Source organism: Synechococcus sp. H55.10 (assembly GCF_047502715.1).
Classification (GTDB): Bacteria; Cyanobacteriota; Cyanobacteriia; order Thermostichales; family Thermostichaceae; genus Thermostichus.
Genome location: NZ_JANSJJ010000080.1, coordinates 72,297 through 97,214 on the forward strand (window position 1 = coordinate 72,297; position 24,918 = coordinate 97,214).

Consider the following 24,918-nt stretch of genomic DNA (forward strand, 5'->3'; position numbering starts at 1 on the left):
CGAAGAGCTGATGGTTGCCCCCGACCCTCGACAAGCAGGCGAACAGCTCAACTCGTTGTACAAGCAGGATCGGGATGACAGGATTTGAACCTGCGGCCCTCTGCTCCCAAAGCAGATGCGCTACCAAGCTGCGCTACATCCCGGCTTAGCTTTTGCGATTATGACAGATCCCCGCCGCTAATGCACACTTGAACAAGGCTGCGGCAGCCCCCTCAGGGCGATAGGGGAATGGAAAATCCGTTCAGATCAAGACTTCAGCATCTTGGCCGGCATGACAATGAGGGTGTTTCCCTGCCGCTCCACCACGTAGAGCTCCTGCCCGGCTTGGATTTCGAGGTTGGGGATGCTGCACTTGGCATTCCAGGTGGAACCGAGATAAGAGACCCGACCGCGCTGACCAGCCGGGATCGCTGTAACTGCCCGTGCCTCTCGCGATTCTTTGAGAAGATCTTCTAGTTGAGTCGAACCGGAAGGGACTAGGCGTCGGCTGAGGACGATCAATCCAATGGAGAGCAGGATCCAAGCCGAAAATTGTGCCCAAATGGGCCAACCCCAGTAGGCCAAAAGGGCGGCCCCCAGGGCCGCTACCCCTACCGGGCCGGCTACCAACTCCGGCAAAAACAGCTCAGAGGCGATGAGAACCAAGCCAAAGACAATCCAAGGCCAAACCATAGAATCCAGGGATCCCACAAATTCAGTATGGCTTAAAACCTGTGATTGCTCAGGGAGATCCCTTGTCCTTGGAGAGATGGGGTTGGGGCTTATCCACCCAGGCGGTAATTCTCCAAAAACTGGAGGGGATCCAACTCGCCTTGAGGCAGGTTCTTGGGCAGGTTTTTGGATTCGGCAATCTGCATCAGCGTCTCCCAGTCGGTGTTCATGACAAAGGCCACCGCTTGACGAGCCGCCTCTCGGTGCGGGCAGGCCTCTCCCAAGACACAGCCATCTCGACAGAGGGTAGCGCAATCGTGCGCGGTGCTTTTGGGATCCGGGCCAGCCATGATGTCTTCCTCTCTTGGGTTTCATATTTTCTTTAGGATACCTGAAGAGAATCTTGCGCTTGCAGGAGATTTTGGAGAGGGCGGATAGCCTAGACGAGGAAATGAGGCGACAAGACCTGTTCAAGCGAAGAGGAGCCTTATGGAGTTTTCACAATTGCAAGCGCTGGTGAATCGAGCCTTAGAAGACAAAAAGCTCACCCGCACCGAGGTTGACCAAATCGTCGGCGCCATCCGGGCCGACGGCAAAATCTCCCCCGAAGAGATGGACTTGCTGGAGTCCATTCGCCAGATGGTGCTCCGCCGGGAAATTCAGGTGGTGGAAACGGCAGATTGAGGGACCCTCAAGTAGAGGGTGACTTCGCTGCGGTTGTGGAACAGGTGACGGGCCCTCACCACAGAGAAGGCACGACCCAAGATCTCCAGACTTTGCCGCAGCACCCGCAGGCGCTGCCGGTGGGGCAACTTCAGGGTCATCAGGGCCGCTCCCTGTGGCTCCAGATGGGGGGCGAAAGCCGCCATCAAGTTGGCAGAGGCCGAGCCATCCATGCGCATGTCGTTGAGGATGAGGTGAAACCGGCCTGGGCTACGGGCCAAGTAGGCTTGGGCGCTGAGGCGATGGTGGCAGATCCCCGGATCTTGGCTGAGGCGCTCGTCCAAGTCGGCCGGATCCACTGCTGTCACCTGCTGGCCATACAGGCGCAAAATGCGCGACCATCCCCCCGGCGCTGCCCCCAGATCCAAAGCCTGTCCGCCCGCTACCCAAGGAACCTGAAACACCTGGATGGCCTCCAGCAGCTTAAACTCGGAGCGGCTGATCTGGTTTGGATCCCGCCGGAAGCGGTGGATCCCGCCAGCCCAGTTGGAGAGGTTCTGTGCAGCCAGGGATAGGCCCAGCCAGGCCCGGATCCCTCCTGTCTCGGCCAGGATCACCACCGAGATCACCTGCTGGGGATCTTTGACCTGCAGGGGGGCTCCCACCGCCGCGATCACCTGTTCGGCCAGGGCTTCGTTGACCTGAAAGGGCTTGAGATTCGGCCCTCCAAACAGGCGCGTCTGCACCGAAAAGCTGCGCATGGGGTCGATGGCCGCCAACATTTCCTCATCAAGGTGCAATTTGCTCAGGGATCCCTCGTCTAGCCGCTGTTCTCGGTGAATGGGGCAGATGTGGCGCAAAAAAATGGGCGGGTCAGCCTGCCAAGCCTCCACCAGGTCAACAAACGAGCGTTGGCTGCACACCCACACCAAGCCGGGCGCCTCCCGCAGCCGCTGTACGGCGGCCTCCGGATCCGCAGCTTTTATCTCCCGGATGGCCAGATCCAAAAAATCCGGGTCGGCGCTGCCCAGCCAGGTATGGGTATCGGGGGGAAGAGGACTGCTCAACGGGCTCGCTGCCAACGCAGGTAGGGTAAACAGGCGGCTACTTGTTGAATCTGGGCTGTGGCCGCCAGCAATTGCCCTGTGGCATCCCAGGTGCCCTGCACCAGCATTTGCCAGGCCCCCTGAGGGATCTCCACAGCAGCGGCATGGTTCTGCCAGCGCACCTGTTTGTTGGGCAGATCCAGGGTCAACCGAAGCTGTGGATCCTCGGCCACCGCCTTTTGCAGGGTTTGGATCAGGCTCGCCGGCGCCGTCGCACAAGGGATCCCCAGGGCCAAACAGTTGCCGAAGAAGATCTCGGCAAAGCTTTCGCCGATGAGGGCGCGGATCCCCCACTTGGCCAGCGCTTGCGGCGCATGCTCGCGGCTGGAGCCACAGCCAAAATTGGCGTTGACCACGAGGATTTCGGCTCCCTGGTACTGGGGCAGGTCAAAGGGATGCTGGCCGGAAGCTTGGGCGCGGTCGTCGGCAAACACGTGCCGGCCCAAGCCCTCAAAGGTGACGCACTTCAAAAAGCGGGCCGGGATGATCCGATCGGTGTCGATGTCGTTGCCCAGCAGGGGGATGCCTCGGCCTGTAACGGTCAAAACTTCGCTCGGCATGGAAACTGGAATGAACTTTGGGACTGGATCTGGGGGTTGGCTGCGGGGTAGCGACGTTTGGCAATGCCCTGCTCGACGGCCAACTGGGCCTCGGCTACCGGCGGTAAACCTGATTTTCCAGATTGCGCACCTGCCGTTCCAGCCGATCCAGCCGCCCGCGCAGCTCGTCCATTTCCGATTGGCGGGGCACGCCCAAATCCTGTAGAACGTTGCGCACCTGCCGCTGCACGTAGGATTCAAAGTTGCTCTGCTCGGATTTTACCTGGTTGAGCAGGTTGTTGATGAGATTGGATGCCTCTTCTGGGTTGAGCTGGCCCTTCTGCACCAGATCGTCGGCAGCCTTCTTCAACTGCTCTGCCAGCAAGGTGGTGGTGCCGACGCCCATCAGCAAAAGCTGACGTAAGATACTGTTGTTATCCAATGCTGCCCTCCAGAGAACGCGTGCCGAAGGTACGGGCTTCTATGACCATCCATTTTCCTCAGTTTGCCTTCAACTTCGCAACCGGTTCGGCCAGCTTCTCCCTTCCCCCTGAGGCAGCACAACAATGGCACGAGGTTCTGCAGATTCTTTGGGAGCGACTTAAGCGCAGCTCCCGCCAGCAGCCTCAGGATCCCGTTGAATTTCGTTACCCTGCTGAGGATTTCAGCTTGGAGATGTTCTGCAACCCCAATATCTGGACTGGCCCCCATGCAGCCAAGGTGCTGGTAACTTTGAAAACCAAGGTGCTGCGCCTTTCCACTGAAGTGGAGTTCTCTCGCCTGCAAGAAGACCTCAGCCAGTATCTGGAGTCCCTGCCATGAGCGAAGGGCGGCACACTGCGGCAGAGGATCCCGTGGCTATTACGGTGATGCAACTGCTGGAAGAGCCGCCAGAGGGGATCCCCGGCCACTTGGAAGTGGTTTGCCTCACTTGGCATGACCGCCAGCGATCCCGGCAGCGGCTGGTGAGCGATCAGGGCACGGTAATCCAGTTGATGCTGCCTCGCGGCACTCATCTTCAGGATGGGGATCTACTCTACGCGGATGCGCAGCGACACATCCGGGTCAAAGCCCAAGCCGAACCGGTACTCTTGATTCAACCGGAAAACCCGATCCAGATGGGCCAAGTGATGCATCAACTGGGCAATTGGCACCGCCCGGCCCACATTTCCCCCCAAGGGCAGATCCGGGCGCTGGCCGATGAGCCGTTGCAGGACTGGCTGGCCCACCTGGGGATCCCGTTTCAGTTGGAGATGGCTGTCTTCGAGCCCAACCTGTTGGCCCACAGCCATTAGCCTGGGTCTAGCTGAGCAGTCATCCTCAGGTGTCTAAGTTCTCGATCCGAACGGGCTCAAGAGCTTCTGCCGGCGGAAACCCCAGCACCTGAGCATAAAAATAAAGCTCCGCCTCTAAGGCCCGTTTGATGTTGGCCGCCTGGCGAAAGCCGTGTTGTTCTCCCTCGAAGGGCACATAGGCCACCGGGATCCCTTTGGCCCGCAGGGCGGCTACCATCCTCTCTGCCTGATTGGGGGGCACGATGGCGTCTTCCAAGCCCTGAAAGAAAATAACCGGACAATTGAGGCCATCCAGGTGGTGGATGGGAGAGCGCTCCCGGTAGAGATCTCGTCGTTGCGGGTAGGGGCCAATTAAGCTGTCCAAGTAGCGGGACTCGAACTTGTGGGTGTCCTGTGCCAGGGCCTCCAGGTCGCTCACCCCGTAGTAGCTGGCACCGGCCTTGAAGACGGTGTGAAAGGTCAAAGCTGCCAGCGTGGTGTAGCCGCCGGCGCTGCCGCCGCGAATGAGCAATCGCTCGCCATCAACCCGGCCCTGTTGGGCCAAGAATCGGGCTCCAGCAATGCAATCTTCCACGTCCACAAGGCCCCATTGGCCCTTGAGGGCCTCCCGGTAGGCCCGTCCATAGCCGCTGCTGCCGCGGTAGTTGACATCCAAAACGGCAATCCCGCGGCTGGTCCAGTACTGGATCCCCAGGTCGAGCACGGCTGCTGTTGCTCCCGTGGGCCCGCCGTGGCTTTTCACCAGCAGGGGCGGCTTTTCGCCGGCAGGGGCCACGAAGTCGCGGTTCTTGGGGGGATAGAAGAAGCCGTAGGCCACTGCTCCGCCCGAGGTGGGAAAGGTGATGGGCTCAGGGATCGACAAATACTCCAGATCTATTGCCACGCTGCTAGAACGGGCCACCACCTCCAATTGGCCAGAAGGTAAGTCCAGACAGACCAAGGCCATGGCTTCGCTGGGGGATCCGGCCAGGAAGGCAGCTTTTTCGCCGCTAACTTGGAGGTTGTGGAGCTCGGTGTAGGGCAGGGGGAGCTCCTGCCTCTGTCCTGAACGCGGATCCAAAAGCGCCAGGTGGCAGAGCCCCTCTTGTCGATAGATGGCCAGGATTTGCCCATCCCCACAGAAGCCGTAGGTGCTCAGGCCAAACACCCACTGGGGCTCCCCAAACTCCGCTTCCATAGGACAGAGGGAAATGGGGCCCTGGGGATCCCAGCAGTAGAGGTTCCACCAGCCGCTGCGGTCGGAAACAAAGTAAAGCTCCCCCTGCGGCGACCACTGGGGCTGGAAAATGGACTCAGCCGGGCCGCCAACGAGTTTCTGGGGTTCTCCCAAGCTGCCGTCAGGAGCCACTTCCGCCCGCCACAGCTCCGTGCCGTCCCAGGGCATCTGGGGGTGATCCCAGGCCAGCCACACCAGGATCTGACCGTCTGGGCTCAGTTGCGGGCTGGCGTAGAAATCGTGGCCCCTGGCCAAAACCTGCTGGGATCCGCTTTCTAGATCGATGGCAACCAGGGTATTTTCCGGCTCTCCCTGGCGGCTGTGATCCTCGCGCACGCAGAGGATGCGCCGGCGCCTCCTGTCCACCACCCCGTCGGCATAGCGGTAGGGGCCAGCTTCGGTGAGGGGCTGGGGATCCGAAGCCGGCAGCAGGCAGTACAGCCGTTGATCGGCAAAGTTGCAGAAATACACCACCCCCTCGGAGACCCAGTAGGCGCCGCCGCCGTACTCATGCACCCGCGTGCGCACGTTGAAGGGTGCTGGCGTCAGTTCCTGCACCGTCCCGTCGGCAGCTCGCCGCATCAGCACGTTGCGCCCCTTCTCCTGCGGGCGGCCCTCCGTCCAGTAGAGACCCCCCTTGTCCCAAGCCGGTTGCCCTAGGCGTAGGGATCCGGCCACCACCAGGTCAGCGGTAATTGGGGATCGCCAAGATCCATAGCCAGCCTGTTGCACCATAAGCCATCAATTTTCAACCTCGAAATCTCCATTATGCCGAGAGCAAGGGATCCCTGGGAGCTTGGCGAGAACAGGCTCAGATTCTGGAAAAAAGTATCTCGCAACACAATTTCTTCCTGGCTGAATGGGTTTGATAAAACACGTCCAGGCAACAGGGGCGCACGACGCTCTCTCGACTGCAGAACTGGCTTTTCCCTCTGTTGATGTTGGGAAGGCATTGGTGAAAACCTCAGCCGAGCGCAGTTGGGCAAGCTGATCCATGGGCAAGGTGATGAGCTGAGTCCTTCCCCCCGTTGGCCAGGCTGCTGTAACCACACTTCGCTACATCCTTTGCACTCACCTCGTTTCGGAGTTTACCGATGGCTCAATCTTTTAATCGTCGTCAAGTGCTGAAAATGGGCGCGCTGGCCGGAGCCGGGGCTGCCTTAGGGCCGCAGATCTGGGTGAAGCGGTCTGTGCCTGCCTATGCTCAGGGAGAGACTATTCGCGTTGGCATTTTGCACTCCCTCAGCGGCACGATGGCCATTTCGGAAACCAGTGTGGTGGATGCGGAAAAGCTAGCCATTAAAGAGATCAATGCCGCCGGTGGGGTTTTGGGCAAGCAGATCGAGCCCATCATCGAGGATGGCGCCTCCGATTGGCCAACCTTTGCCGAGAAAGCCACCAAATTGATCGATGTGGACAAGGTGGCAACGGTATTCGGCTGTTGGACCTCGGCCAGCCGCAAGGCAGTTTTGCCGGTATTTGAATCCAAGCAACACCTGCTCTGGTATCCCGTACAGTACGAAGGACAAGAGTGCTCCAAAAACATCTTCTACACCGGCGCTGCCCCCAACCAGCAGATCGAGCCTTCTGTGGAATGGCTGCTCAAGAACAAGGGCAAAGAGTTTTTCCTGGTGGGATCCGACTATGTCTTCCCCCGCACGGCCAACACCATCATCAAGGCCCAGTTAGAGGCCCTGGGCGGCAAGGTTGTGGGAGAAGATTACCTGCCTCTGGGCAACACCGAAGTGACTCCCATTATCAGCAAAATCCGTGCCGCTCTTCCCAACGGCGGCGTGATCTACAACAGCCTGAATGGCGACAGCAATGTGGCCTTCTTTAAGCAACTGAAAGCAGCCGGTCTGGAGCCGGATCGCTATCCCTCTATGTCCGTCAGCATTGCCGAAGAAGAGGTGCAGGCGATTGGCTCCGAGTTCCTAGAAGGCCACTACGCTGCCTGGAACTACTTCATGACGGTGGATACGCCTGCCAACAAGAAGTTTGTGGAAGCCTTCAAGGCAGAATACGGCCAAAACCGCGTCACCAACGACCCGATGGAAGCGGCCTATATCATGGTTTACATCTGGAAGCAGGCGGTGGAAAAAGCGGGAACCGTGGAGATCGACGCGGTGCGCCAAGCAGCCTACGGCCAAACCTTTGATGCCCCAGAGGGTCTGGTGACGATGAACACCAACCACCACCTGACCAAGTACGTGCGGATCGGCCAGGTGCGCTCTGATGGGCTGTTTGATGTCATCTTTTCTACAGACGCTGTGGAGCCACAGCCCTGGAACCAGTTTGTGGCGGAAACCAAGGGCTTTGCCTGCGACTGGTCGGATCCGGCCAAAGGCGGTCGCTTCAAAGTCAGCTAGCCCTGTTGAGCGCTGGGTGCGGGATCCCTTGCGGGTGAGTTGGGGATCCCGTCCTGGAGTTGGAAGCGCGTCCCCAGTCAACGGGTAAAGAAGGAGGATCCCCTGCCGATGACCTTGCTTTTGGATAGCTTGTTTAACGGCATCAGTATTGGCACCGTTTTGCTGATAGCCGCTCTGGGCCTGGCGATTGTCTTCGGCCTCATGGGGGTGATCAATATGGCCCATGGGGAGCTGATGATGTTGGGGGCCTACACCACCTTTGTTGTGCAAAATGCCTTCCGACAATTGGGAGATCCCTGGCGGGATCTGTATATCTTTCCAGCCTTGGTTGCCGCTTTTGTCGTCACGGCCCTGGCGGGTCTGGCTCTGGAGCGGGGGGTGATTCGCTTTTTGTATGGGCGGCCGCTGGAAACCCTTTTGGCCACCTGGGGCGTGAGCCTGATCCTGCAGCAGTTCGTGCGCAGCGTCAATTGGGTGTTGGCTTTCCGCTTGGGGGCCTTTGCGGTGCTCTTTTTTGGCGGCTGGTGGCTCTTGGCAAAACGGGCCGATTGGCCGCGACTCAAAGGCTGGGTGCTGACGTTGTTGTTGGTGCTTTCTACGGCCATTGTGGCAGTAGGCGGGCGGGTTCTGGCCCAAACCTATGCCCTGGCCGTCACCCAGCCCTGGTTTGGGGCCCAAAATAGAGACGTGACCGCTCCTCGCTGGCTGCGGGGTGGGATCCCGGTGGGCAACCTGTTTTTGCCCAATACTCGCCTGTTCATCATCGCCCTCACCGTTGTCTGTATCCTGGGGCTGTACTTTTTCTTGCAACGCACCCGCTGGGGGTTGCGCATCCGCGCCGTCACCCAAAATCGGGCCATGAGCGCTTGTGTCGGGATCCCTACGCAAACGGTGGATGCTCTCACCTTTGCCATGGGTTCGGGTCTGGCAGGAGTAGCCGGCGTGGCCGTCAGCCTGCTGGGATCCGTGGGGCCCAATACCGGCCAGAACTACATCGTGGATACCTTCATGGTGGTTGTCGTGGGGGGTGTGGGCAAGCTCCTGGGCAGCATTGTGGCGGCACTGGGGATCGGAATTGCCAACTTTGTCATCGGTTCCGGGACGCTGGCTTTGATCTTTCCCAACGTGCCGATCCTGACCGATACCCTCAACTTTTTTGCCACCACCAGCATGGCTAAGGTGATGGTCTTTGCCTTAATTGTGGCCTTTTTGCAGGTGCGCCCCCGCGGCCTTTTCCCCGAAAAAGGTCGCATGGTGGATGCCTAGGACAGCCCTCTTGAGCGAATCTTTCTAGCCGTATCCCCCATCCCCCCACACCGCCCATGAAACTGGCTCATCTCCCCCCCGCTGATCGTGAAGAGGCCATTCTTGCCACCGGTCGGGATCCCAGTCCTGCCCGCAAGCTCCTGTGGGAAGTTGGGATCCTCATTGGCCTGGCGCTGGCTTTGATCTTGGTGGCCCCAACTGTGTTGTCGGGTTTTCGGCTGAACTTGTTGGGGCGATTTCTGGCATTGAGCATTGTTGCCCTGGGGATCGACCTTATCTGGGGCTATACCGGCATGCTGAGTCTGGGGCATGGGGTGTTCTTTGCCTTGGGGGGCTATGCTTTGGGGATGCACCTCAAGTTGCAACTGCCAGAGGGACAGATACCGGAGTTTTTCAGCCTCTATGGGGTAACGGAATTGCCCTGGTTTTGGTACCCTTTTTATTCGTTTCCGTTTACGGCTATTGCTATTGTCTTGATCCCGGCTGTGGTGGCAGCAGCTCTGGGGTACTTGGTGGTGAGAAATCGCATCCGAGGAGTTTATTTTTCTATTCTGACTCAGGCCACCACAATCATTTTCTTCAACTTCTTCAACGGGCAACAGCGCTTAATCAACGGCACCAACGGCCTGACCAATTTCCAGACGTTATTTGGCCTGGATGTCAACTCTTCCCAGATGCGCTTTGCTGTCTATGTGGCCACGGTTTTAACCGTTGTTTTGGCTTACCTTCTCTGTCGTTGGCTTACCAGTGGCTTGTTTGGTCGAATCCTGGTAGCCATTCGAGACGATGAGCCGCGGGTTCGTTTCTCTGGCTACGATCCCACCGGATTTAAGGTGCTGGTATTTGCCATCTCGGCTGCGCTGGCAGGGATCGCCGGGGCTTTGTTTACCTTACAAACTGGCATCATTTCTCCCAATGCCATGGCCGTTCCCTTCTCCATTGAAATGGTGATCTGGGTAGCGGTGGGTGGTCGGGCCAGTTTAGTGGGGGCATTGGTCGGGGCTTTGTTGGTAAACTTTGCCAAGAGTTTGCTGAGTGAAAATTTCCCAGAAATTTGGCTGTTTTTCCAGGGGGGATTGTTCCTGCTGGTGGTGCTGGTGTTGCCGGATGGTTTGGTGGGCTGGGTGCGCACCCGGGGCAGGCAGCTTTGGGTTACCTTCCAGCTTTGGCGCCGGCGTTTGGCCAATATTTCTCCAGCCTAAATCCGTGCCAGTATCCCCCTATGCAAGGTGCAACTTCAGAGTAAGAGGATCCCAATGGGTGAGATAACGATGCCAAGTGTCCTCTCTTGTTCGATGGGCTGAGAATCCTACTCGTCCTCTGGCCTTTCCGTTCTTGGACGTGATCCCTATGCTTACAGCAGCTCCCACCACTACCCGGCAAATTTTACAAACTCAGGATCTCACCGTCAGCTTTGATGGCTTTAAGGCTTTGGACGGGCTGAACTTCTCTTTGGAAGAAGGGGAGTTAAGGGTGGTGATCGGCCCCAATGGAGCGGGCAAAACTACCTTCCTCGATGTGTTGACAGGCAAGGTCAAGCCTACTCGAGGGCGAGTGCTGTTTAAAGGAAAAGATCTGGCTAAGCTCAAGGAGCACGAAATCGCTGCCTTGGGTATTGGTCGCAAGTTCCAAACGCCGCGGGTCTACCAAAACCTGAGCGTGCGAGAAAATTTGGAGCTCTCTCTCAACCCTCACAAGGGTGTTTTCTCCACCTTATTTGGCAAAAAGCGCTTGCGAGAAAAGACTGATGCTCTCCTGGAAACCATCGGCCTGAGCCGTAAGGATCGGATCCCGGCAGGGCTGCTCTCCCATGGAGAAAAGCAATGGTTGGAGATTGGCATGGTGATTGCCCAGGATCCGGATCTGCTGCTGCTTGATGAATGCGTGGCCGGGATGACGGATAAAGAAACAGAGGCTACGGGAGAGTTAATTCAATCCTTAGCTCGAAATCACACCATTTTGGTGATTGAGCATGACATGGTATTTGTCCGGCAAATTGCTCGCAAGGTTACTGTTTTACACCAAGGAGCGGTGTTGTGCGAGGGTAGCTTTGAGGAAGTGAAGAACGACCCGCGAGTTATCGAGGTCTATCTTGGATCCCACAAAGCCAGAGGCTAAACGAAAACAGGGGAGAAGGGGAGATCTGTGTTGACTGTCCAATTAACCAACTCTATATCCAAGCCTATGAATACGGAAAACGCCACCAAAGCGCAAAATCTATCTCAAAGTGGATCTCAGCCTTTGCTGGAAGTCTGTAACCTGAGAGCTTATTATGGGCAAAGTTTAATTGTGAGAGATCTTTCTTTCAAGATCCTTCCCGGCCAAGCAGTTTGCCTTCTGGGTCGCAACGGCATGGGCAAAACTACCACGCTTAAAGCCCTAATGGGGCTTCTCAAAGACTGTACAGGTAAAGTTCTCTTTGAGGGCCGACCCATCAATCATTACCCACCCAACTGGCGGGCTCGCGCTGGCATTGGCTATGTGCCCCAAGGCCGAGAGATCTTTCCTCGCCTAACGGTTGAGGAAAATCTACTGGTGGGGTTAGAAGCAGCACCGGACAAAGAACGGGCTATACCTGAGTTTATCTATGACTTATTCCCGATTTTGCGTTCTTTTCTAAAGCGTCCCGGTGGAGATTTGAGCGGTGGTCAGCAGCAGCAATTGGCCATTGCCAGAGCTTTGGTGGCAGAGCCTAAACTTTTACTCCTGGATGAACCCACAGAAGGGATCCAACCCTCTATCATCATTGAGATCGAAGAAGCCATTGCCCGTATCCAAAAAGAGCGGGGCGTTGCGGTGTTGCTGGTAGAACAGTACTTTGAGTTTGCTCAAAGCTTGGCCGATTACTTTTACCTCATGGAAAATGGATCCCTCGTTATGGAAGGGCCGACTGACCAAATGGACGAGGAAAAAGTGCGATCCTATCTCTCCCTCTGAGGTTAGCCTGGAGGAGGAGCCGAGCGGTGCAACTCTTGTCAGGCCCAGGGATCCCCTTAAGCAACAACCCTAGAAATCTGCCAGGATCGAGCAAGAGAGAACTCAGTCCACTCCCTCCTCGCTGCGTCTGTGGCTGCCCCCATTCACGTCACTGCCGAACCTTGGCTGCACACCTACAGCGAAATCATTGACGTGCGCTCGCCGGCAGAGTTTGCTGAAGACCATTGGCCGGGGGCCATTAACTTGCCTGTGCTTGACGATGCAGAACGGGCAGAGGTGGGCACCCTCTACAAGCAGGTGGATCCCTTTACGGCCCGCAAGCGGGGAGCCAGCCTGGTGGCCCAGAACATCGCCCGCCACCTGCAGACCCACTTTGCCGACAAGAGCCGGGACTACCACCCCCTGATCTACTGCTGGCGGGGAGGGCAGCGCTCGGCCAGCTTGGCGTTGGTGTTGTCCCAGGTGGGCTGGCAGGTCACAGTTTTGCAAGGGGGGTACAAAACCTACCGCGCCTGGGTACGCCGGCAACTGCAGAGCTTGCCCCAGGAGTTTACCTACCGCGTCCTCTGCGGGCCGACGGGAAGCGGCAAAACCCAGTTGCTCCACTACCTGCAGCGCCAGGGATCCCAAGTCCTCGATCTGGAAAAGCTGGCCCACCACCGCGGCTCCGTGCTGGGAGCGGAGTGGGGTATGCCGCAGCCCACCCAGAAGAGCTTTGAAAGTCAACTGGTGCAGGTTTTTCTCCAGTGGGATCCAGCTAAGCCGGTCTGGGTGGAAGCTGAGAGTGCCAAGGTGGGCCAGCTCCACCTGCCCCCTGCCCTTTGGCAGGCCCTCACCCAAGCCGATTGCGTGGAAGTGCGATTGCCTTTGGAAGAGCGGGTGAAGGGGCTGATTGCCCATTATCCCCACTGGATAGCCCATCCCCAGGCACTCAAGGAGAAATTGCTGCCCCTAAAAGCCCGCCATGGCCAGGCGCGCCTGCAGCGCTGGTTTGAGCTCATCGACGCCCAAGACTGGCCGCAGTTTGTGCAGGAGTTGCTGGAGCAGCACTACGATCCCACCTATCGGCATGGGTTGCAGCAGAACTTCAACCGCATCCACGCCCGGATAGAGCTGCCCGACCTTTCCGAGACCAGCCTCAGAGAAGCTGCCGCTCGCCTGCGCACCCGTCCAGACTAGGTGAGCACAATAAATTGCAGAGCCCGCAGCACCTCAAACCAATTGGAAACCTCCAGCCGAACGGTTGCGTCAGCAACCCACCGGCAGCCGGGGTAAAAAGACTTGCGGTAGGCGCGGGCAGGATCCTTGTAGTCCACCTCCAAGTGAAAGCAATCCGGCAGTGGGCGGGGCCGGTAGGCCGACAGCCGTTTCAGGGATCCCTCTACACCTTGGCGGATGGCCTGCAGAACCTGCTGCGGATGGGGAGCAACGACCGAGTGGCCCATCCCTTTGTGGGTGACCACCGTCTCGATCTGGGCGTCATAGGCTTTCGCTTCCGCACACACCTCTGCGTCTCCGGCCAGAAATACAACCGGCACCCCTTCATAGGCAGCGGTGAGGCTGACCAGGTGAAACTCGGCGATGGCCTGGCCGTTCAGCCGGATTTGGCTAACTTCGGTGGTGTAGGTGTGGGCAAGGGGGTTGGCAGCAGATCCGGCGCGGGCATGGTAGCCGATTAAGATCAGGGCATTGTAACTGCGATCCAGCTCTTGCACCATACAGTAGGGGTGGCCGCTCCAGCCGCGGATGAGTTGCACCGGCGCCGGCAATCGCTCGGGGAGAAGGTTGCGCCCGGAATCATGGGCGTCTTTGACAGTGATCCGGGTGGCTCCGGCAGCCAGGGATCCCTCACAAGCGGCGATCACCGCTTGGGTCATCTGCTCGCGGAATGGCTCATAACCCGGCTGGCCGAGGGTGGCTTCATCCCAATGGCTGATGCCGGAGATCCCTTCGATATCAGCACTGATATAGACCCTCATGCTCGACTAATAGTCATTTCAGACTAGATTGAGACAGCCCCAAGCGCTCCACGCCGCCGGCGCGTTCGCCTTTGGCGGCACCCAACACTCCCAGCCCTCACCCCCGGCCCCTCTCCCTTTGGGAGAGGGGAGTTAGGGATTGGCTCAAGGAACTGAGGATATGTTTTGTGGGAGCCCAAGATTTCCATGGCTTTGGTGCGGATCTCTACCCTCGTTTTTGAGAAGTCGGAATAAAGGACAAGGACTCCGTCCCGCTGACGCGATCAGAGGGCTACCAAAGAAGCAGATACCCCCTGCTGTAACTCCGACAACAGAGAGGCCGGGCGCCCCTTATAAGGCCAGGCAAAAGCGTGGCGAAAAGCTGCTTCCTGACAGTGTTTGAGCTGCTCGAAATCGATAATGTCGTGGGTGAGCAGGTTCTCGTACTCAAACGGCAGGCGCACATTGTGCAAGCCGGCGTTGTCGGTGCAGATGGCGATATCTACCCCTGCCTCAAAGCAGCGATCAAACACAATCTTGAGGGGATCCAAACTGGACAAGGTGCCCGTTTTTAGATAGGTGGTGGGACAAACTTCCAGGCATTGTCCTCGCCGCGCCAGCTCCGGCAGCAACTCTGGATAGTGAAGGGGAATTTGAATGCCGTGGCCAATCCGCGAGACATAGGGCAGCAGCTCTGGGTAGCAGCCATCCAACGTCTCGTAGAGGTGGGCAGTGGTCTTCAGGCCGCGGGCCAAGGCATACTTGAATAGCTCGATCCACTCGTCCATGCGTTCGCCGTAAGGCTTGTCTCCCCCAGCCAGGTCGATGGCACTCACATATTCCGACTCGGCAGCAGCTTCAACCATAGCCCGGTTGATGTGGCTGGGGAGGCGGGAGTGCAAACACACAATCTGAGTGGTAACAATGGGGTATTCCCGCTGCTGGCTGGCCCGTCCCACCGTCTCGATTACCTGGCGCATTTGCTTGAGGCGATCTGCCTCGTCTAGGCTGGGATCCGTGCGCAGGTAGGGGGTGTAACGAATTTCTAGGTAGGCCAGATCCTCAAATACATAGGCTCCCCGCAGCAGACGGTAGATGAAATAGGGTAAGCTTTCCAGGGTTTGCACCTGTTCCACCAGCGTGTGCAGCTCCAAGTAATCTTCAAGGGTGTTGCGCGGGCGGGTGTAGAACTCTTCAAACTCGGCATAGGTGGGAAAGCGCTCCGCCAGAGGGGATCCCTGGCGATGCAAGTAGCGCCACAGAATCCGAGGGACGACAGAACCGCCCAGGTGGCGGTGCAACTCCGCATGAAGTGCCATAGGTCGGGGCTCCCCATCGCTGCCCGCGCAGGAGCAGACTTGGTTTGTTTAAGTACTATCTTTACTCTTATCCAACTGCCTCGAGCTTGTCCAGGCGGAATTGCGCAAGCTCGGTTGGAAGTTTAGATCGTCAAACCGATCCCCTGCCCATCGTGGTAGGCGGCCAGCAGCAGGTCGGTGGTGGTATCCCAGGCAATCTCGCCCAAGCGCGATAGAGCAATGGCCCCAAGGGAGCGGCGCCGTTGGCGGGCCTCTTGAAAAGACTTGGCCATGGCCGCTTTCAGGCTGAGGCCATCTTCCACTCGAATGACAATCCGTGCCGCCAAGCTCTCATCCAAAATATCTTCCCCAACACCGGTGCAACTGACTCCCGCTGCCGCACTGGCGTAGGTTCCTGCGGGCGTGGCCGAATCGCTCACCCGCCCCACCCGCTCAAACCCCCGCCCGCCGGTGGAGGTGCCAACACAAATGCGCCCCTGTTGATCCAGCGCCACCGCTCCAACCGTGCCCATGGCCAGGGCGGTGAGCACCCTTGAGGGGGGATGGGTCTGGCGCAACTGCACCCACTCCTGCAGCCGCTTGAGAGTGGTCGGGTCATAGACCGGCAACTTCAGTTCCCGCGCCAGCTCTGCTGCCCCCTGTTCGGCCACCACCCGATCCGGGCTGGATTGCAAAGCCTGGGCCAGGAGGATGGGATGCTGAACCCGGCTGACGTTGATCACCCCACTAAAAGACTGGGTGGCCCCGTTCATGAGGGCGGCGCTCATGCGGATCTGCCCATCCGACTGCAAGACCGATCCTGTGCCGGCGTTGTAGAGGGGATCATCTTCCAGCAGTTGGCAGGCATGTAAGACAGCCGCCTCTGCCGCTTGCCCTGCCAACAGCAGCGCATAGGTACTTTCCACCACCTGCCGCAGGGATCTCCTCACCTTTTCCAGGCTGTCTTCTCCTTCTAGGGCACTGCCGGCTCCGCCGTGGATAATGAGTTTGGGCTGAGGCATGATGGGTTCGGATACCTTGTGAGGCTACTGGGGGATGGTCTTTGCTTTTTGGGTTCACCCTTCACAGATACCACTTTCCAGGAACGCCGGCGGAAAGGGAGGAAGAGTCTTAAGATAATTCTGTGGATTTGCTAAGCATAGATACTCAACGGCAATCCTGGAAGAGGGCTGTCGGGTTGTGGCCGGCAGTGGTTCTCTTGGATCGTATGGCATGAACGAGGTTCTATCGATGGCGCTGCCCAGCTTGAACGAGTTCCCCTGGCTGACCACGGTCATTGTGTACCCTGTGTTGGCCGCTCTCTTTATCCCGTTGATCCCGGCGCCGGCTGGGGATCCCAGTACCCGCGCCTACGCGCAAAAGTTGGCCGAGCGGATCCGCTGGTTTGCTTTGTTCATCGCAGTCACCGATCTGCTGATTCTGCTGGCCGGCTTTTATGTCGGCTACGATCCCGCCCAGACGGGCTTGCAACTGCTGGAGCGCTACACCTGGGTGCCGCAGGTGGGGCTAAGCTGGTCGGTGGGGGCCGATGGCCTCTCCATGCCGCTCATTCTGCTCACGGCTTTTATTACCACGCTTGCCATCTTGGCCGCCTGGCCGGTCACCCTCAAGCCGCGCCTGTTTTACTTTCTCATGTTGGCCATGTACGGCGGCCAGATCGGGGTGTTTGCCGTGCAGGATATGCTGCTGTTTTTCCTGATGTGGGAGCTGGAGCTGATCCCGGTCTATTTGCTCCTCTCCATTTGGGGGGGATACAACCGCCTCTATGCGGCCACCAAGTTCATCCTCTACACCGCCCTCAGCTCGCTGTTTATCCTGGTGGCGGGCTTGGCTATGGCCTTCTACGGGGATCCCATCAGCTTTGACATGACGGATCTGGCCCACAAGGCCTATCCGCTGAGCTTCCAGTTGCTGATGTATGGGGCTTTCCTGATTGCTTATGGGGTGAAGCTGCCCGTCTTCCCCCTGCACACCTGGCTGCCCGATGCCCACGGCGAAGCCACGGCGCCGGTTCACATGTTGCTGGCCGGGATCCTGCTCAAGATGGGGGGCTATGCCCTGATGCGCATGAATGTGGGCATGCTGCCGGATGCCCACCTCTACTTTGCGCCGGTGCTGATCGTGCTGGGGGTGGTGAACATCATCTTTGCTGCCCTCACCTCCTTTGCCCAGCGTAACCTGAAGCGGAAGATCGCCTACTCCTCCATCAGCCACATGGGCTTTGTCCTCATCGGCATCGGATCCCTGACCGAAATCGGCATGAGCGGCGCCATGTTGCAGATGATCTCCCACGGGCTGATCGGGGCCAGCCTGTTCTTCTTGGTGGGGGCCACCTACGACCGCACCCACACGCTGGAGCTGGAGGAAATGGGCGGCGTCGGCCTGAAGATGCCCAAGATTTTCTCGATGTTCACCACTTGCTCGCTGGCCTCTCTGGCTCTGCCGGGGATGAGCGGCTTTGTGGCCGAGCTGATGGTGTTCATCGGCATGGCCACCACCGATGCCTACTCTCTCCCCTTCCGGCTGGTGGTGGTCTTTCTGGCGGCGGTTGGGGTGATCTTGACTCCTATCTACCTGCTGTCGATGTTGCGGCAGATCTTCTTTGGCCCGGAAAACAAAGAGCTGACCGAACATGAAGAATTGGTGGATGCCGAGCCGCGCGAGGTGTTCATCATCGCCTGCCTGCTGATCCCCATCATCGGCATCGGGTTTTATCCCAAGCTGGTCACTAGCCTCTACGACCAGTCCACCAATGCCCTGGTGGCCTTGCTGCGCCAGGAACTCTCCTCCCTCGGAGCGACGGTTGCCCAAGCCCCTGCCCTTTACAACACTGAGCCAAATTGAGGAGAGGGAAGCCGGTGTAGCTAGCCTTGGCTTTTTTCTCCAATGGGCTTGCGGCTCTCGCCGCCTTGAACTCGCATCCAGCCAAACAATGTCCCGATCGTCAGTTGGATCCCTTGAGCAAAAGCGGGAACGGGGATAACCTCTTGCGGATCCTCATGCACTGTTGGCTGCTGTCCGGCAGGATAGGCGAAAACGACCCTTTCTTCGGGGGCCACGATCCACCCCATCTGGCAGCCGTGGGCCAAGCCAATCAAGATCTTTTTGACCAGCTTCATTTGATCTTGATCGGGAGAGAGAATCTCGATGATCCAATCTGGGCAAAAGGGGATGAAATTTTGAATGGTGCCATCTTCATCCACAGGGATCCGCTCCCAGGCGATCACAGAAATATCGGGCACAATCGCATATCCGGCAAAAGTGCAGCGCAGCTCTGGAAATGCCATTCCCAGTTGAGAAGGCTCCAACATCTCGTTAATGAAGCTGCCCAGTTTTAGTTGGAGACGGCTATGCTTTCCCTGTGGCATAGGCTTCTGGATAATTTCTCCTGCAATAAACTCGCTGGCAGGCTGAGTTTCCGGCTGTTGTAGAAAGTCTTCCAGAGTTAGAGGCTTGGCAGATAGACTGACCATAGCTTGCTCCTATCACGCTGCTATTTGATTAACAATAGGCTCAGTAAAGTATCAAAGCCGATCAAAACAGATCCCTGTCCCGTTGTTGCCAAGTCATTTGGCGGTCATAAGGGCTTTTGCCAGAAAATAACCCCATCAGCGGCCCCAAGATGGCCCCAAACACAAAGCCGCCCGCGTGGGCCCAGTAGGCAATCCCTCCCCCCTGCATGCCGATGTTGATGGGCGTCTGCAGGCTGGCGATGCCGTAAAACGCCTGTTGCACAAACCAAAAACCCAGGAACACCCAGGCGGGAACATAGATGGTTGTAATGAAAATGCCCAGAGGCACCAGGGTTAAGATCTCAGCTTGTGGAAAACGCAAGATATAGGCTCCCAACACCCCGGCAATGGCCCCACTTGCCCCCAGCGAAGGAATGGTGGATTCCATATCGAAAAACCACTGGGTTAGGGCGGCCAAAGCTCCACAAGTCAGGTAAAAAATGAGGTAGCGCACATGCCCCAAGCGATCCTCAACATTGTTGCCGAAAACCCACAAAAAGAGCATGTTCCCACCAATATGGAGAAAGCCCCCATGCAAAAATTGCGAGGTGAATAGGGTCATCCATTCGGGGCGCAGCGAAGAAGTGACCTCCCCTCGAAAACTCGCCGTCAACTCTACCGGTACCACTGCCCACTCTCGGAAAAAAGCCACCAACTCTCGCGGCGATAAGGTAAGCTCATACACAAAAACCAAGATGTTGATGAGCACCAGGGCATAGGTGACGTAGGCCGTGCGGGTGGTTGGGTTGCGGTCTTGCAGAGGTACCACAGTTGAGATCCGGTTGACATCACCCTCTAGCTTAACCTGTCTCTTCCTACCCCTCAGACTCACCTCTAAAACCCCACTTGAGGCTACACTGGAGTAGTCTGCTGGGAGCCATGCTTACAGTTGGGATCCCCTGTCTGTAGAAATGTTCCGGCTGTTCCCATACGGCCGATGGTGAACTTAGAGGAGTGGACTGATGTCCGAGGTTGAAAGCCCAACTACCCCCCTCAAGTTTTTGATCGTCGAAGATCATCCCGAGGTGGCCCAAAACAACTGCGAGTGGCTGCAGCGGATTGCAGCCGATGCTCAGTGCATCACGGTCAGCAATCCCATGGACGCCATCCTGCGCCTGCAGCGGGAACAGCCGGATTTGGTCGTGGCGGACTTGCTCTACGGTCAAACCAGCGGCGAACAGTCTGCCGAGCCTGGCCTAGAGTTCCTGCGCCACATCTTTGAGAACTACCCCACCCTGAACGTGATGGCCTATTCCAGTGAGCCGCTACTGCTGACTCCATTGGTGGGCTTGATCAGCAAACACCAGGGCGGGTTTGCCGCGGTTAACAAAATGGAACGGCGGACTGTGTTTTTGGAGGGAGCCAAAAGCGCCCTGAATGGAGAATTGCGCATGCCGCGGGAGTTGCGTGGTCTCACGAAGCTGACAGAACGGGAAATTGAGGTCTTGAACTTACTCTGCAAAGAGGCCCTCACCGATCAGGCCATTGCCGATCGCATTCACACCAGCAAGAAGACCGTACAAAACTGCATCCAACGGCTCAAAGAAAAGCTGGATATTTTCGGATCTGAGGATGAGATCAACGCCCGCGTTGCCATGTGTATGACAGCCGTTCAGAAGAAGATTATTCAATGGTAAATAAAGGTAACTAAATGGTAGAGGCCAGAGGATAGCTGTTGCTCTGTAGGAACTTTTATCCGAGACAGTTTTCCACCGGGCTCAGCGGATCCCCAACACAGAGGCGAAGACGCTGTGGCCCACAATGGCCTCTACCACAACACTCAGGGCAAACCCCAGCATGGCCAGCCGTCCGTTCCATCGCTCGGCCTTCTCAGTCCAGCCAATTTCCCACTCCGGCGGGGTGTCGCCGTCTTGACCATACTGCGGCACATACCGCGGGCGACCGGCGCCTTCCCAGCCGGCAGGGCGCTTGGAGTTGAAGAAAGCCATCGAGCCCATCGCAACAGCAGCTACCAGCCCAGCCACCATTACGGCAATGTAGGGGAAAAAGGGATTCTCAAGCATCATCAGCCTGTCAAGATAGGAGTCGAAGGGTAAAAAAGCTCAAGCCAAGGTAGAGCCGCAGCATCTCAAGGCTAAGGGGTAAAGTCTGTGAGATGCCCGATGGGGCTCTACCGGATTATTGCAGATTATTGCAGACCCAGCCACTGAGCGAGAGTGCTGGCAAAAACACTGTGGCCCAGCGCCGCTTCTGTAACCATGCTGATCACGAAGCCCAACATGGCCAAGCGTCCATTCCAACGCTCCGCTTGCTCCGTCCAGCCGGGGATCCAGTCGTTGCTGGTGTCATAGTACTGGGCAACGGATGCGGAATCCAGGCGCGAAGGAATCCTAGGAGACGATTGCATTGTGAATACCTTTATCACTGTACGTAAACAAACTTAACATAAGATTACAGTTTGTGACAAGTTTTGGCTTCCAAGCCCTGACGGCAGAGTGGGTAGGACTGAAGGGATCCCAGATGGGTTTTCCGAGGGCTGGCCCAGAGCGATGTCATACTGAGGGAAACGGGCTTTTTGCGCAGACTATGGCGGTATCCACCCCTTCTTCTCTTAGGCTGGACCATTCTTTCGACCTAGCTGCCCAGGTGCGGTCGGACTTTCCGATTTTGCAGCGCCAGGTCAACGGCCACCCCCTGATCTACTTTGACAACGCTGCCACTTCTCAAAAGCCACTGGCAGTTTTGCAGGCGATGGATCGGTACTATCGGTGCTCCAACGCCAACGTGCATCGTGGGGTTCATACGCTGAGCAACGAAGCCACCGATGCCTATGAGGGGGCGCGGGAAAAGATCGCTCGTTTTATCAACGCCGCTTCGCCACAGGAGATCGTTTACACCCGCAATGCCAGCGAAGCCATCAATCTGGTGGCCTACAGTTGGGGTTTGAGCAATTTGGAACGAGGGGATGAGATCGTCCTTTCGGTGATGGAGCACCACAGCAACCTGATCCCGTGGCAGCTCGTGGCCCAGAAGACGGGAGCCTGCCTCCAGTTCATCCAGATCACGCCAGCAGGAGAGTTGGATCTGGAGCACTACCGGTCTTTGCTCAGCGACCGCACCCGCCTGGTGGCGGTAACCCAGGTTTCCAATATGCTGGGATCCATCAACCCCGTCCAGGAGATCACGGAGCTGGCCCATCGCTACGGGGCCAAGGTTTTGCTGGATGCTTGTCAGAGCGTGCCTCACATGCCTGTGGATGTGCAGGCGTTGAATTGCGATTGGTTGGCCTTTTCAGGGCATAAGATGTGTGGCCCAACGGGGATTGGCATCCTCTACGGCAGGCGGGAGCTGTTGCGAGGGATGCCACCCTTTTTGGGTGGGGGAGAGATGATCGCCGATGTGTACTGGGATCACGCCACCTATGCGGATATCCCCCACAAATTTGAGGCCGGCACGCCGGCGATTGCCCAGGCGGTGGGGTTGGGGGCAGCCGTGGATTACTTGAGCCAGATCGGCTTGGAGCGGGTTCACGCCCATGAACAACGGTTGATCGCCCATTTGTTGGACGGGATCCAAAACATAGCGGGTATCACGGTTTACGGCCCCAAGGATCCGACGCGACGGGCAGGGCTGGTCAGCTTTTCGGTAGAGGCCGTCCATCCGCATGACTTGTCTACCTTGCTGGATGAGCAGGGCATCGCCATTCGAGCGGGGCACCATTGCACTCAGCCCCTGCATCGCTATTTGGGAGTCCAATCCACCGCCCGGGCCAGCGTTTACCTGTACAACACGTTGGCGGAGGTAGATCGCTTCTTGGAAGTGTTGGCAGAAGCGGTGGAGTTCTTCAGCGTTGCTTTGGGCTAGGGATCCGTCACAGGCAGAGGACTTCGTCCCGACTGGCGCCAATCGATATCTCAAGTAACATCAACCAAGTCGGGATGGAAGGCCTGACTCCAAAACCGATGTGGAGACCCTGTAGGACTGGTTTGCCGGCGTCGGTCGGTGAAGCGTCAAAGATCCCTGCCCTAAAAGACAGGGAGTATGTCAACATGATCTAGGTTTGAACTAGGAGGTCGGGGTTGTGATCGAGCCGATTTTGTTGGGGATCGTTTTGGGGATGGTGTTGGTCACCTTGGCGGGCTTGTTTGTGGCCGCCTACAGGCAGTATCAACGGGGCAACAAGATCGGTCTTTGAAAGTTGCCCTGGGTAGGTTAGGCGGAGAAGAAGTGAGGTGGCATGGCGATGCACTGGCTGCGCACCGTTGCTGCTTTGCGGGAGCAGGTAACTGGCTGGCGGGGATCCACCATCGGCCTGGTGCCCACGATGGGATCCCTGCACGAGGGCCATCTCAGCCTGATCCGCCGCTGCCGCCAAGAGTGCGACCGCACGGTGGTCAGCATTTTCGTCAACCCGCTGCAATTTGGGCCCAACGAAGACTGGGATCGCTACCCCCGCGACGAGGAGGGGGATCGGGCCCTGTGTGAAGCGGCGGGCGTGGATGTGGTGTTTGCCCCCGACCCGCAGGAGATGGGCGCCAGCCCGGCAGCCGGCAGCGACCGCACCTGGGTCATGCCTCCCGAGTCCCTTTTGCAAACCCTCTGTGCCCCCCACCGACCGGGGCATTTTCGCGGCGTAGCCACCATCGTGCTGCAACTGCTGAACTTGGTGCAGCCGCAGCGGGCCTACTTTGGCCAGAAAGACGCCCAGCAACTGGCGATCATCCAACGGCTGGTCCAAGATCTGCAGATCCCCACCACCATTGTCCCCTGCCCCACCGTGCGAGAAGCCGATGGCCTCGCCTGCAGCTCCCGCAACCGCTACCTTTCTCCTGAAGAGAGACAGGTGGCCACCAGCCTGTACCGGGCCTTGTGTCGGGGGTATAACCATTGGCAGGCGGGGGATCCCTCGGCAGAAGGGATCCTGGCTGCCGCCCGTGCCGAGCTGGAGCACACCCCTGAACTGCGGGTGCAATACTTGGAACTGGTGGATCCGCAAACCCTCCAGCCGCTGGCCGAGGTGAAAGACAAGGGATTGCTGGCCATCGCCGCCTATGTGGGGCAAACTCGCCTGATCGACAATCTGCTCCTCTCTCCGGCACAAGGGGATCCCTGGGCCGAGAAAGCACAAAACGCGGCACCGCCTTCCTCGGAGGTGGCTTCTACCCCACGTCGCCCGCTGATTGCCATCGACGGCCCGGCAGGAGCCGGAAAATCCACCGTGGCGCGGGCAGTGGCCGCCCAACTGCAGCTTTTGTACTTGGACACAGGGGCCATGTATCGGGCTATCACCTGGCTGGCGCTGCAGCGGGGGATCCCGTTGGACGACGCCGAGCAATTGACCCAACTGGCTGCCCAAACCCAGCTCACCCTGCAAAGTGGCACTTCTTCGGCAGAGCCGACCCGCATCTGGGCCGATGGCGAAGAAATCACCCAGGCCATCCGCTCCCCAGAAGTGACCCGCTGGGTCTCTCAGGTGGCGGCAGTGCCGGGGGTGCGGCAGGAGCTGGTGAAGCGGCAACGCAGCATTGGCCGGGATGGGGGGGCCGTCTTGGAGGGGCGAGATATCGGCACCTATGTCTTTCCCGATGCTGAGCTGAAAGTCTTTTTGACCGCCTCGGTGGGCGAACGAGCCCAACGCCGGCAACAGCAACTCCAAGCCCAAGGGCAAATGGTGCCCCTCGAAGAATTGAAAGCCCAAATCGAGCAGCGGGATCGCCGCGACAGCGAACGGCTTATCTCTCCCTTGCGGCCTGCCCCCGACGCCATCCTGATCGACACAGATCACCTGAGCCAATCCGAGGTGCAAGACAAAATTGTGATGTTGTACCGACAACTTTTGGATCGATCCGGCCAAGCCCGTTTTGATCAATAGCTTTGAGCAACCGGTTAGGGATCAACACAGGATAAGTTAAGCTTTTCACAAGATCTTCCAAGATCTTCAGCAAGCTAGTCGGTTTGAACAGCTTGAGTGCTCTCTCGTTGCTCAATGAAGACTCTCATCGCAAAAGATGGAGTTGGTGGGTGTTTAGGGATTCTGAGCCTTGGGTTGAGTGCTGAACTTTGGCGAAACGGCTGAGGTGTCGAGGTGCCGGATGGGATCCCGTTGGTGATGAAAATGTGCCGACC

The 24,918-nt window shown here is 57.9% G+C and carries 27 protein-coding genes and 1 tRNA gene; 14 read left to right on the forward strand and 14 right to left on the reverse strand.

The window, feature by feature from the left end; translation table 11 throughout:
* Positions 1 to 69: 69 nt before the first annotated feature.
* From NW858_RS06225 to NW858_RS06235, 3 genes are all read right to left on the reverse strand, one after another.
* Positions 70 to 143 (reverse strand) — tRNA-Pro (locus tag NW858_RS06225).
* 103 nt (positions 144 to 246) lie between these two features.
* Positions 247 to 672, reverse strand: coding sequence for an NfeD family protein (locus NW858_RS06230; protein ID WP_414332579.1), 426 nt, complete (start codon positions 670 to 672; stop codon positions 247 to 249).
* 89 nt (positions 673 to 761) lie between these two features.
* The gene (locus NW858_RS06235; RefSeq protein WP_414332581.1) at positions 762 to 1,001 is read right to left on the reverse strand and encodes a hypothetical protein; all 240 of its coding nucleotides are present in this window, start codon (positions 999 to 1,001) and stop codon (positions 762 to 764) included.
* Between the two features lie 139 nt (positions 1,002 to 1,140).
* Between NW858_RS06235 and NW858_RS06240 the strand changes: the two genes are divergently transcribed.
* On the forward strand, positions 1,141 to 1,335 hold the full coding sequence (locus tag NW858_RS06240) for a hypothetical protein (RefSeq protein ID WP_414332583.1): 195 nt from the start codon (positions 1,141 to 1,143) through the stop codon (positions 1,333 to 1,335).
* Here the strand turns inward: NW858_RS06240 and NW858_RS06245 are convergent.
* The 3 genes from NW858_RS06245 to NW858_RS06255 form a co-directional block, all read right to left on the reverse strand.
* Complete coding sequence (locus NW858_RS06245) at positions 1,311 to 2,381, reverse strand: SAM-dependent methyltransferase (protein WP_414520127.1); 1,071 nt, start codon at positions 2,379 to 2,381, stop codon at positions 1,311 to 1,313. The genes NW858_RS06240 and NW858_RS06245 overlap by 25 nt on opposite strands.
* Entirely contained in the window at positions 2,378 to 2,980 is a 603-nt protein-coding gene (gene leuD, locus NW858_RS06250) for a 3-isopropylmalate dehydratase small subunit (RefSeq protein ID WP_414332587.1), read from the reverse strand. Before leuD ends, NW858_RS06245 begins: the two co-directional genes overlap by 4 nt.
* Positions 2,981 to 3,074: 94 nt before the next feature.
* A complete protein-coding gene (locus tag NW858_RS06255) occupies positions 3,075 to 3,401 on the reverse strand; it encodes a phasin family protein (RefSeq protein WP_414332589.1) in 327 nt (108 codons plus the stop codon).
* Positions 3,402 to 3,442: 41 nt separating this feature from the next.
* Between NW858_RS06255 and NW858_RS06260 the strand changes: the two genes are divergently transcribed.
* Both NW858_RS06260 and NW858_RS06265 read left to right on the forward strand, forming a co-directional pair.
* Positions 3,443 to 3,781 carry a hypothetical protein gene (locus tag NW858_RS06260; RefSeq protein WP_414348892.1) on the forward strand — a complete coding sequence of 113 codons (339 nt, stop codon included), beginning with the start codon at positions 3,443 to 3,445 and terminating at the stop codon, positions 3,779 to 3,781.
* Positions 3,778 to 4,254, forward strand: a complete 477-nt coding sequence (locus tag NW858_RS06265) for an urease accessory protein UreE (RefSeq protein WP_414332593.1) — start codon at positions 3,778 to 3,780, stop codon at positions 4,252 to 4,254. Before NW858_RS06260 ends, NW858_RS06265 begins: the two co-directional genes overlap by 4 nt.
* Before the next feature lie 25 nt (positions 4,255 to 4,279).
* Here the strand turns inward: NW858_RS06265 and NW858_RS06270 are convergent, their stop codons facing one another.
* Positions 4,280 to 6,205, reverse strand: coding sequence for a S9 family peptidase (locus NW858_RS06270; protein WP_414520128.1), 1,926 nt, complete (start codon positions 6,203 to 6,205; stop codon positions 4,280 to 4,282).
* Between the two features lie 359 nt (positions 6,206 to 6,564).
* Between NW858_RS06270 and urtA the strand changes: the two genes are divergently transcribed.
* The 6 genes from urtA to mnmH all read left to right on the forward strand — a co-directional run bounded on the left by urtA (position 6,565) and on the right by mnmH (position 13,221).
* On the forward strand, positions 6,565 to 7,839 hold the full coding sequence (gene urtA / locus NW858_RS06275) for an urea ABC transporter substrate-binding protein (protein ID WP_414332597.1): 1,275 nt from the start codon (positions 6,565 to 6,567) through the stop codon (positions 7,837 to 7,839).
* A gap of 108 nt (positions 7,840 to 7,947) precedes the next feature.
* Positions 7,948 to 9,105 (forward strand): urea ABC transporter permease subunit UrtB, encoded by a 1,158-nt coding sequence (urtB, locus tag NW858_RS06280; protein WP_414332599.1) that lies wholly within the window; start codon positions 7,948 to 7,950, stop codon positions 9,103 to 9,105.
* Positions 9,106 to 9,161: 56 nt separating this feature from the next.
* Complete coding sequence (urtC, locus tag NW858_RS06285; RefSeq protein WP_414509666.1) at positions 9,162 to 10,307, forward strand: urea ABC transporter permease subunit UrtC; 1,146 nt, start codon at positions 9,162 to 9,164, stop codon at positions 10,305 to 10,307.
* A 148-nt stretch (positions 10,308 to 10,455) separates the two neighbouring features.
* Positions 10,456 to 11,223, forward strand: coding sequence for an urea ABC transporter ATP-binding protein UrtD (gene urtD, locus NW858_RS06290; protein ID WP_414332603.1), 768 nt, complete (start codon positions 10,456 to 10,458; stop codon positions 11,221 to 11,223).
* Positions 11,224 to 11,289: 66 nt separating this feature from the next.
* On the forward strand, positions 11,290 to 12,042 hold the full coding sequence (gene urtE / locus NW858_RS06295; protein ID WP_414367710.1) for an urea ABC transporter ATP-binding subunit UrtE: 753 nt from the start codon (positions 11,290 to 11,292) through the stop codon (positions 12,040 to 12,042).
* Between the two features lie 129 nt (positions 12,043 to 12,171).
* The gene (gene mnmH / locus NW858_RS06300) at positions 12,172 to 13,221 is read left to right on the forward strand and encodes a tRNA 2-selenouridine(34) synthase MnmH (protein ID WP_414520129.1); all 1,050 of its coding nucleotides are present in this window, start codon (positions 12,172 to 12,174) and stop codon (positions 13,219 to 13,221) included.
* On the opposite strand, the gene NW858_RS06305 is transcribed toward mnmH, so the two are convergent.
* The 3 genes from NW858_RS06305 to NW858_RS06315 all read right to left on the reverse strand — a co-directional run bounded on the left by NW858_RS06305 (position 13,218) and on the right by NW858_RS06315 (position 16,320).
* Positions 13,218 to 14,021 (reverse strand): M55 family metallopeptidase, encoded by an 804-nt coding sequence (locus tag NW858_RS06305; protein ID WP_414509668.1) that lies wholly within the window; start codon positions 14,019 to 14,021, stop codon positions 13,218 to 13,220. The genes mnmH and NW858_RS06305 overlap by 4 nt on opposite strands.
* Positions 14,022 to 14,284: 263 nt before the next feature.
* Positions 14,285 to 15,319 (reverse strand): adenosine deaminase, encoded by a 1,035-nt coding sequence (locus tag NW858_RS06310; RefSeq protein ID WP_414348888.1) that lies wholly within the window; start codon positions 15,317 to 15,319, stop codon positions 14,285 to 14,287.
* 122 nt (positions 15,320 to 15,441) lie between these two features.
* A complete protein-coding gene (locus NW858_RS06315; RefSeq protein ID WP_414332613.1) occupies positions 15,442 to 16,320 on the reverse strand; it encodes an isoaspartyl peptidase/L-asparaginase in 879 nt (292 codons plus the stop codon).
* Positions 16,321 to 16,549: 229 nt separating this feature from the next.
* Between NW858_RS06315 and NW858_RS06320 the strand changes: the two genes are divergently transcribed.
* Entirely contained in the window at positions 16,550 to 18,163 is a 1,614-nt protein-coding gene (locus tag NW858_RS06320) for an NAD(P)H-quinone oxidoreductase subunit 4 (protein ID WP_414332693.1), read from the forward strand.
* A 20-nt stretch (positions 18,164 to 18,183) separates the two neighbouring features.
* Here NW858_RS06320 and NW858_RS06325 read toward each other — a convergent pair whose 3' ends face one another.
* Positions 18,184 to 18,792 carry a Uma2 family endonuclease gene (locus tag NW858_RS06325; RefSeq protein WP_414520130.1) on the reverse strand — a complete coding sequence of 203 codons (609 nt, stop codon included), beginning with the start codon at positions 18,790 to 18,792 and terminating at the stop codon, positions 18,184 to 18,186.
* Positions 18,793 to 18,853: 61 nt separating this feature from the next.
* Positions 18,854 to 19,600, reverse strand: coding sequence for a rhomboid family intramembrane serine protease (locus tag NW858_RS06330; RefSeq protein WP_414332617.1), 747 nt, complete (start codon positions 19,598 to 19,600; stop codon positions 18,854 to 18,856).
* 193 nt (positions 19,601 to 19,793) lie between these two features.
* Between NW858_RS06330 and NW858_RS06335 the strand changes: the two genes are divergently transcribed.
* A complete protein-coding gene (locus tag NW858_RS06335; protein WP_414332619.1) occupies positions 19,794 to 20,468 on the forward strand; it encodes a response regulator transcription factor in 675 nt (224 codons plus the stop codon).
* A gap of 81 nt (positions 20,469 to 20,549) precedes the next feature.
* Here NW858_RS06335 and psb35 read toward each other — a convergent pair whose 3' ends face one another.
* Positions 20,550 to 20,858 carry a photosystem II assembly protein Psb35 gene (psb35, locus tag NW858_RS06340; RefSeq protein WP_414332621.1) on the reverse strand — a complete coding sequence of 103 codons (309 nt, stop codon included), beginning with the start codon at positions 20,856 to 20,858 and terminating at the stop codon, positions 20,550 to 20,552.
* A gap of 122 nt (positions 20,859 to 20,980) precedes the next feature.
* On the reverse strand, positions 20,981 to 21,199 hold the full coding sequence (locus NW858_RS06345) for a chlorophyll a/b-binding protein (protein WP_414332623.1): 219 nt from the start codon (positions 21,197 to 21,199) through the stop codon (positions 20,981 to 20,983).
* Positions 21,200 to 21,378: 179 nt separating this feature from the next.
* Here NW858_RS06345 and NW858_RS06350 point away from each other — a divergent pair, with 179 nt between their 5' ends.
* The 3 genes from NW858_RS06350 to NW858_RS06360 all read left to right on the forward strand — a co-directional run bounded on the left by NW858_RS06350 (position 21,379) and on the right by NW858_RS06360 (position 24,664).
* The gene (locus tag NW858_RS06350; protein WP_414332625.1) at positions 21,379 to 22,656 is read left to right on the forward strand and encodes a SufS family cysteine desulfurase; all 1,278 of its coding nucleotides are present in this window, start codon (positions 21,379 to 21,381) and stop codon (positions 22,654 to 22,656) included.
* 217 nt (positions 22,657 to 22,873) lie between these two features.
* Positions 22,874 to 22,987, forward strand: coding sequence for a cytochrome b6-f complex subunit V (gene petG, locus NW858_RS06355; RefSeq protein WP_414332627.1), 114 nt, complete (start codon positions 22,874 to 22,876; stop codon positions 22,985 to 22,987).
* A 48-nt stretch (positions 22,988 to 23,035) separates the two neighbouring features.
* The gene (locus tag NW858_RS06360; RefSeq protein WP_414332695.1) at positions 23,036 to 24,664 is read left to right on the forward strand and encodes a bifunctional pantoate--beta-alanine ligase/(d)CMP kinase; all 1,629 of its coding nucleotides are present in this window, start codon (positions 23,036 to 23,038) and stop codon (positions 24,662 to 24,664) included.
* Positions 24,665 to 24,918: the final 254 nt, after the last annotated feature.

Excerpts from the sequence above, each read along its gene's own strand:
- NW858_RS06335 (WP_414332619.1), top strand. The coding sequence starts at position 19,794 with ATGTCCGAGGTTGAAAGCCCAACTACCCCCCTCAAGTTTTTGATCGTC.
- NW858_RS06325 (WP_414520130.1), bottom strand. The coding sequence starts at position 18,792 with ATGGTCAGTCTATCTGCCAAGCCTCTAACTCTGGAAGACTTTCTACAA.
- NW858_RS06320 (WP_414332693.1), top strand. The coding sequence starts at position 16,550 with ATGGCGCTGCCCAGCTTGAACGAGTTCCCCTGGCTGACCACGGTCATT.
- NW858_RS06310 (WP_414348888.1), bottom strand. The coding sequence starts at position 15,319 with ATGGCACTTCATGCGGAGTTGCACCGCCACCTGGGCGGTTCTGTCGTC.
- NW858_RS06240 (WP_414332583.1), top strand. The coding sequence starts at position 1,141 with ATGGAGTTTTCACAATTGCAAGCGCTGGTGAATCGAGCCTTAGAAGAC.
- urtB (WP_414332599.1), top strand. The coding sequence starts at position 7,948 with ATGACCTTGCTTTTGGATAGCTTGTTTAACGGCATCAGTATTGGCACC.
- psb35 (WP_414332621.1), bottom strand. The coding sequence starts at position 20,858 with ATGATGCTTGAGAATCCCTTTTTCCCCTACATTGCCGTAATGGTGGCT.
- leuD (WP_414332587.1), bottom strand. The coding sequence starts at position 2,980 with ATGCCGAGCGAAGTTTTGACCGTTACAGGCCGAGGCATCCCCCTGCTG.
- NW858_RS06345 (WP_414332623.1), bottom strand. The coding sequence starts at position 21,199 with ATGCAATCGTCTCCTAGGATTCCTTCGCGCCTGGATTCCGCATCCGTT.
- urtD (WP_414332603.1), top strand. The coding sequence starts at position 10,456 with ATGCTTACAGCAGCTCCCACCACTACCCGGCAAATTTTACAAACTCAG.
- NW858_RS06270 (WP_414520128.1), bottom strand. The coding sequence starts at position 6,205 with ATGGTGCAACAGGCTGGCTATGGATCTTGGCGATCCCCAATTACCGCT.
- NW858_RS06235 (WP_414332581.1), bottom strand. The coding sequence starts at position 1,001 with ATGGCTGGCCCGGATCCCAAAAGCACCGCGCACGATTGCGCTACCCTC.
- NW858_RS06350 (WP_414332625.1), top strand. The coding sequence starts at position 21,379 with ATGGCGGTATCCACCCCTTCTTCTCTTAGGCTGGACCATTCTTTCGAC.
- NW858_RS06360 (WP_414332695.1), top strand. The coding sequence starts at position 23,036 with ATGCACTGGCTGCGCACCGTTGCTGCTTTGCGGGAGCAGGTAACTGGC.
- NW858_RS06230 (WP_414332579.1), bottom strand. The coding sequence starts at position 672 with ATGGTTTGGCCTTGGATTGTCTTTGGCTTGGTTCTCATCGCCTCTGAG.
- NW858_RS06315 (WP_414332613.1), bottom strand. The coding sequence starts at position 16,320 with ATGCCTCAGCCCAAACTCATTATCCACGGCGGAGCCGGCAGTGCCCTA.
- NW858_RS06305 (WP_414509668.1), bottom strand. The coding sequence starts at position 14,021 with ATGAGGGTCTATATCAGTGCTGATATCGAAGGGATCTCCGGCATCAGC.
- NW858_RS06265 (WP_414332593.1), top strand. The coding sequence starts at position 3,778 with ATGAGCGAAGGGCGGCACACTGCGGCAGAGGATCCCGTGGCTATTACG.
- urtC (WP_414509666.1), top strand. The coding sequence starts at position 9,162 with ATGAAACTGGCTCATCTCCCCCCCGCTGATCGTGAAGAGGCCATTCTT.
- urtE (WP_414367710.1), top strand. The coding sequence starts at position 11,290 with ATGAATACGGAAAACGCCACCAAAGCGCAAAATCTATCTCAAAGTGGA.
- NW858_RS06260 (WP_414348892.1), top strand. The coding sequence starts at position 3,443 with ATGACCATCCATTTTCCTCAGTTTGCCTTCAACTTCGCAACCGGTTCG.
- urtA (WP_414332597.1), top strand. The coding sequence starts at position 6,565 with ATGGCTCAATCTTTTAATCGTCGTCAAGTGCTGAAAATGGGCGCGCTG.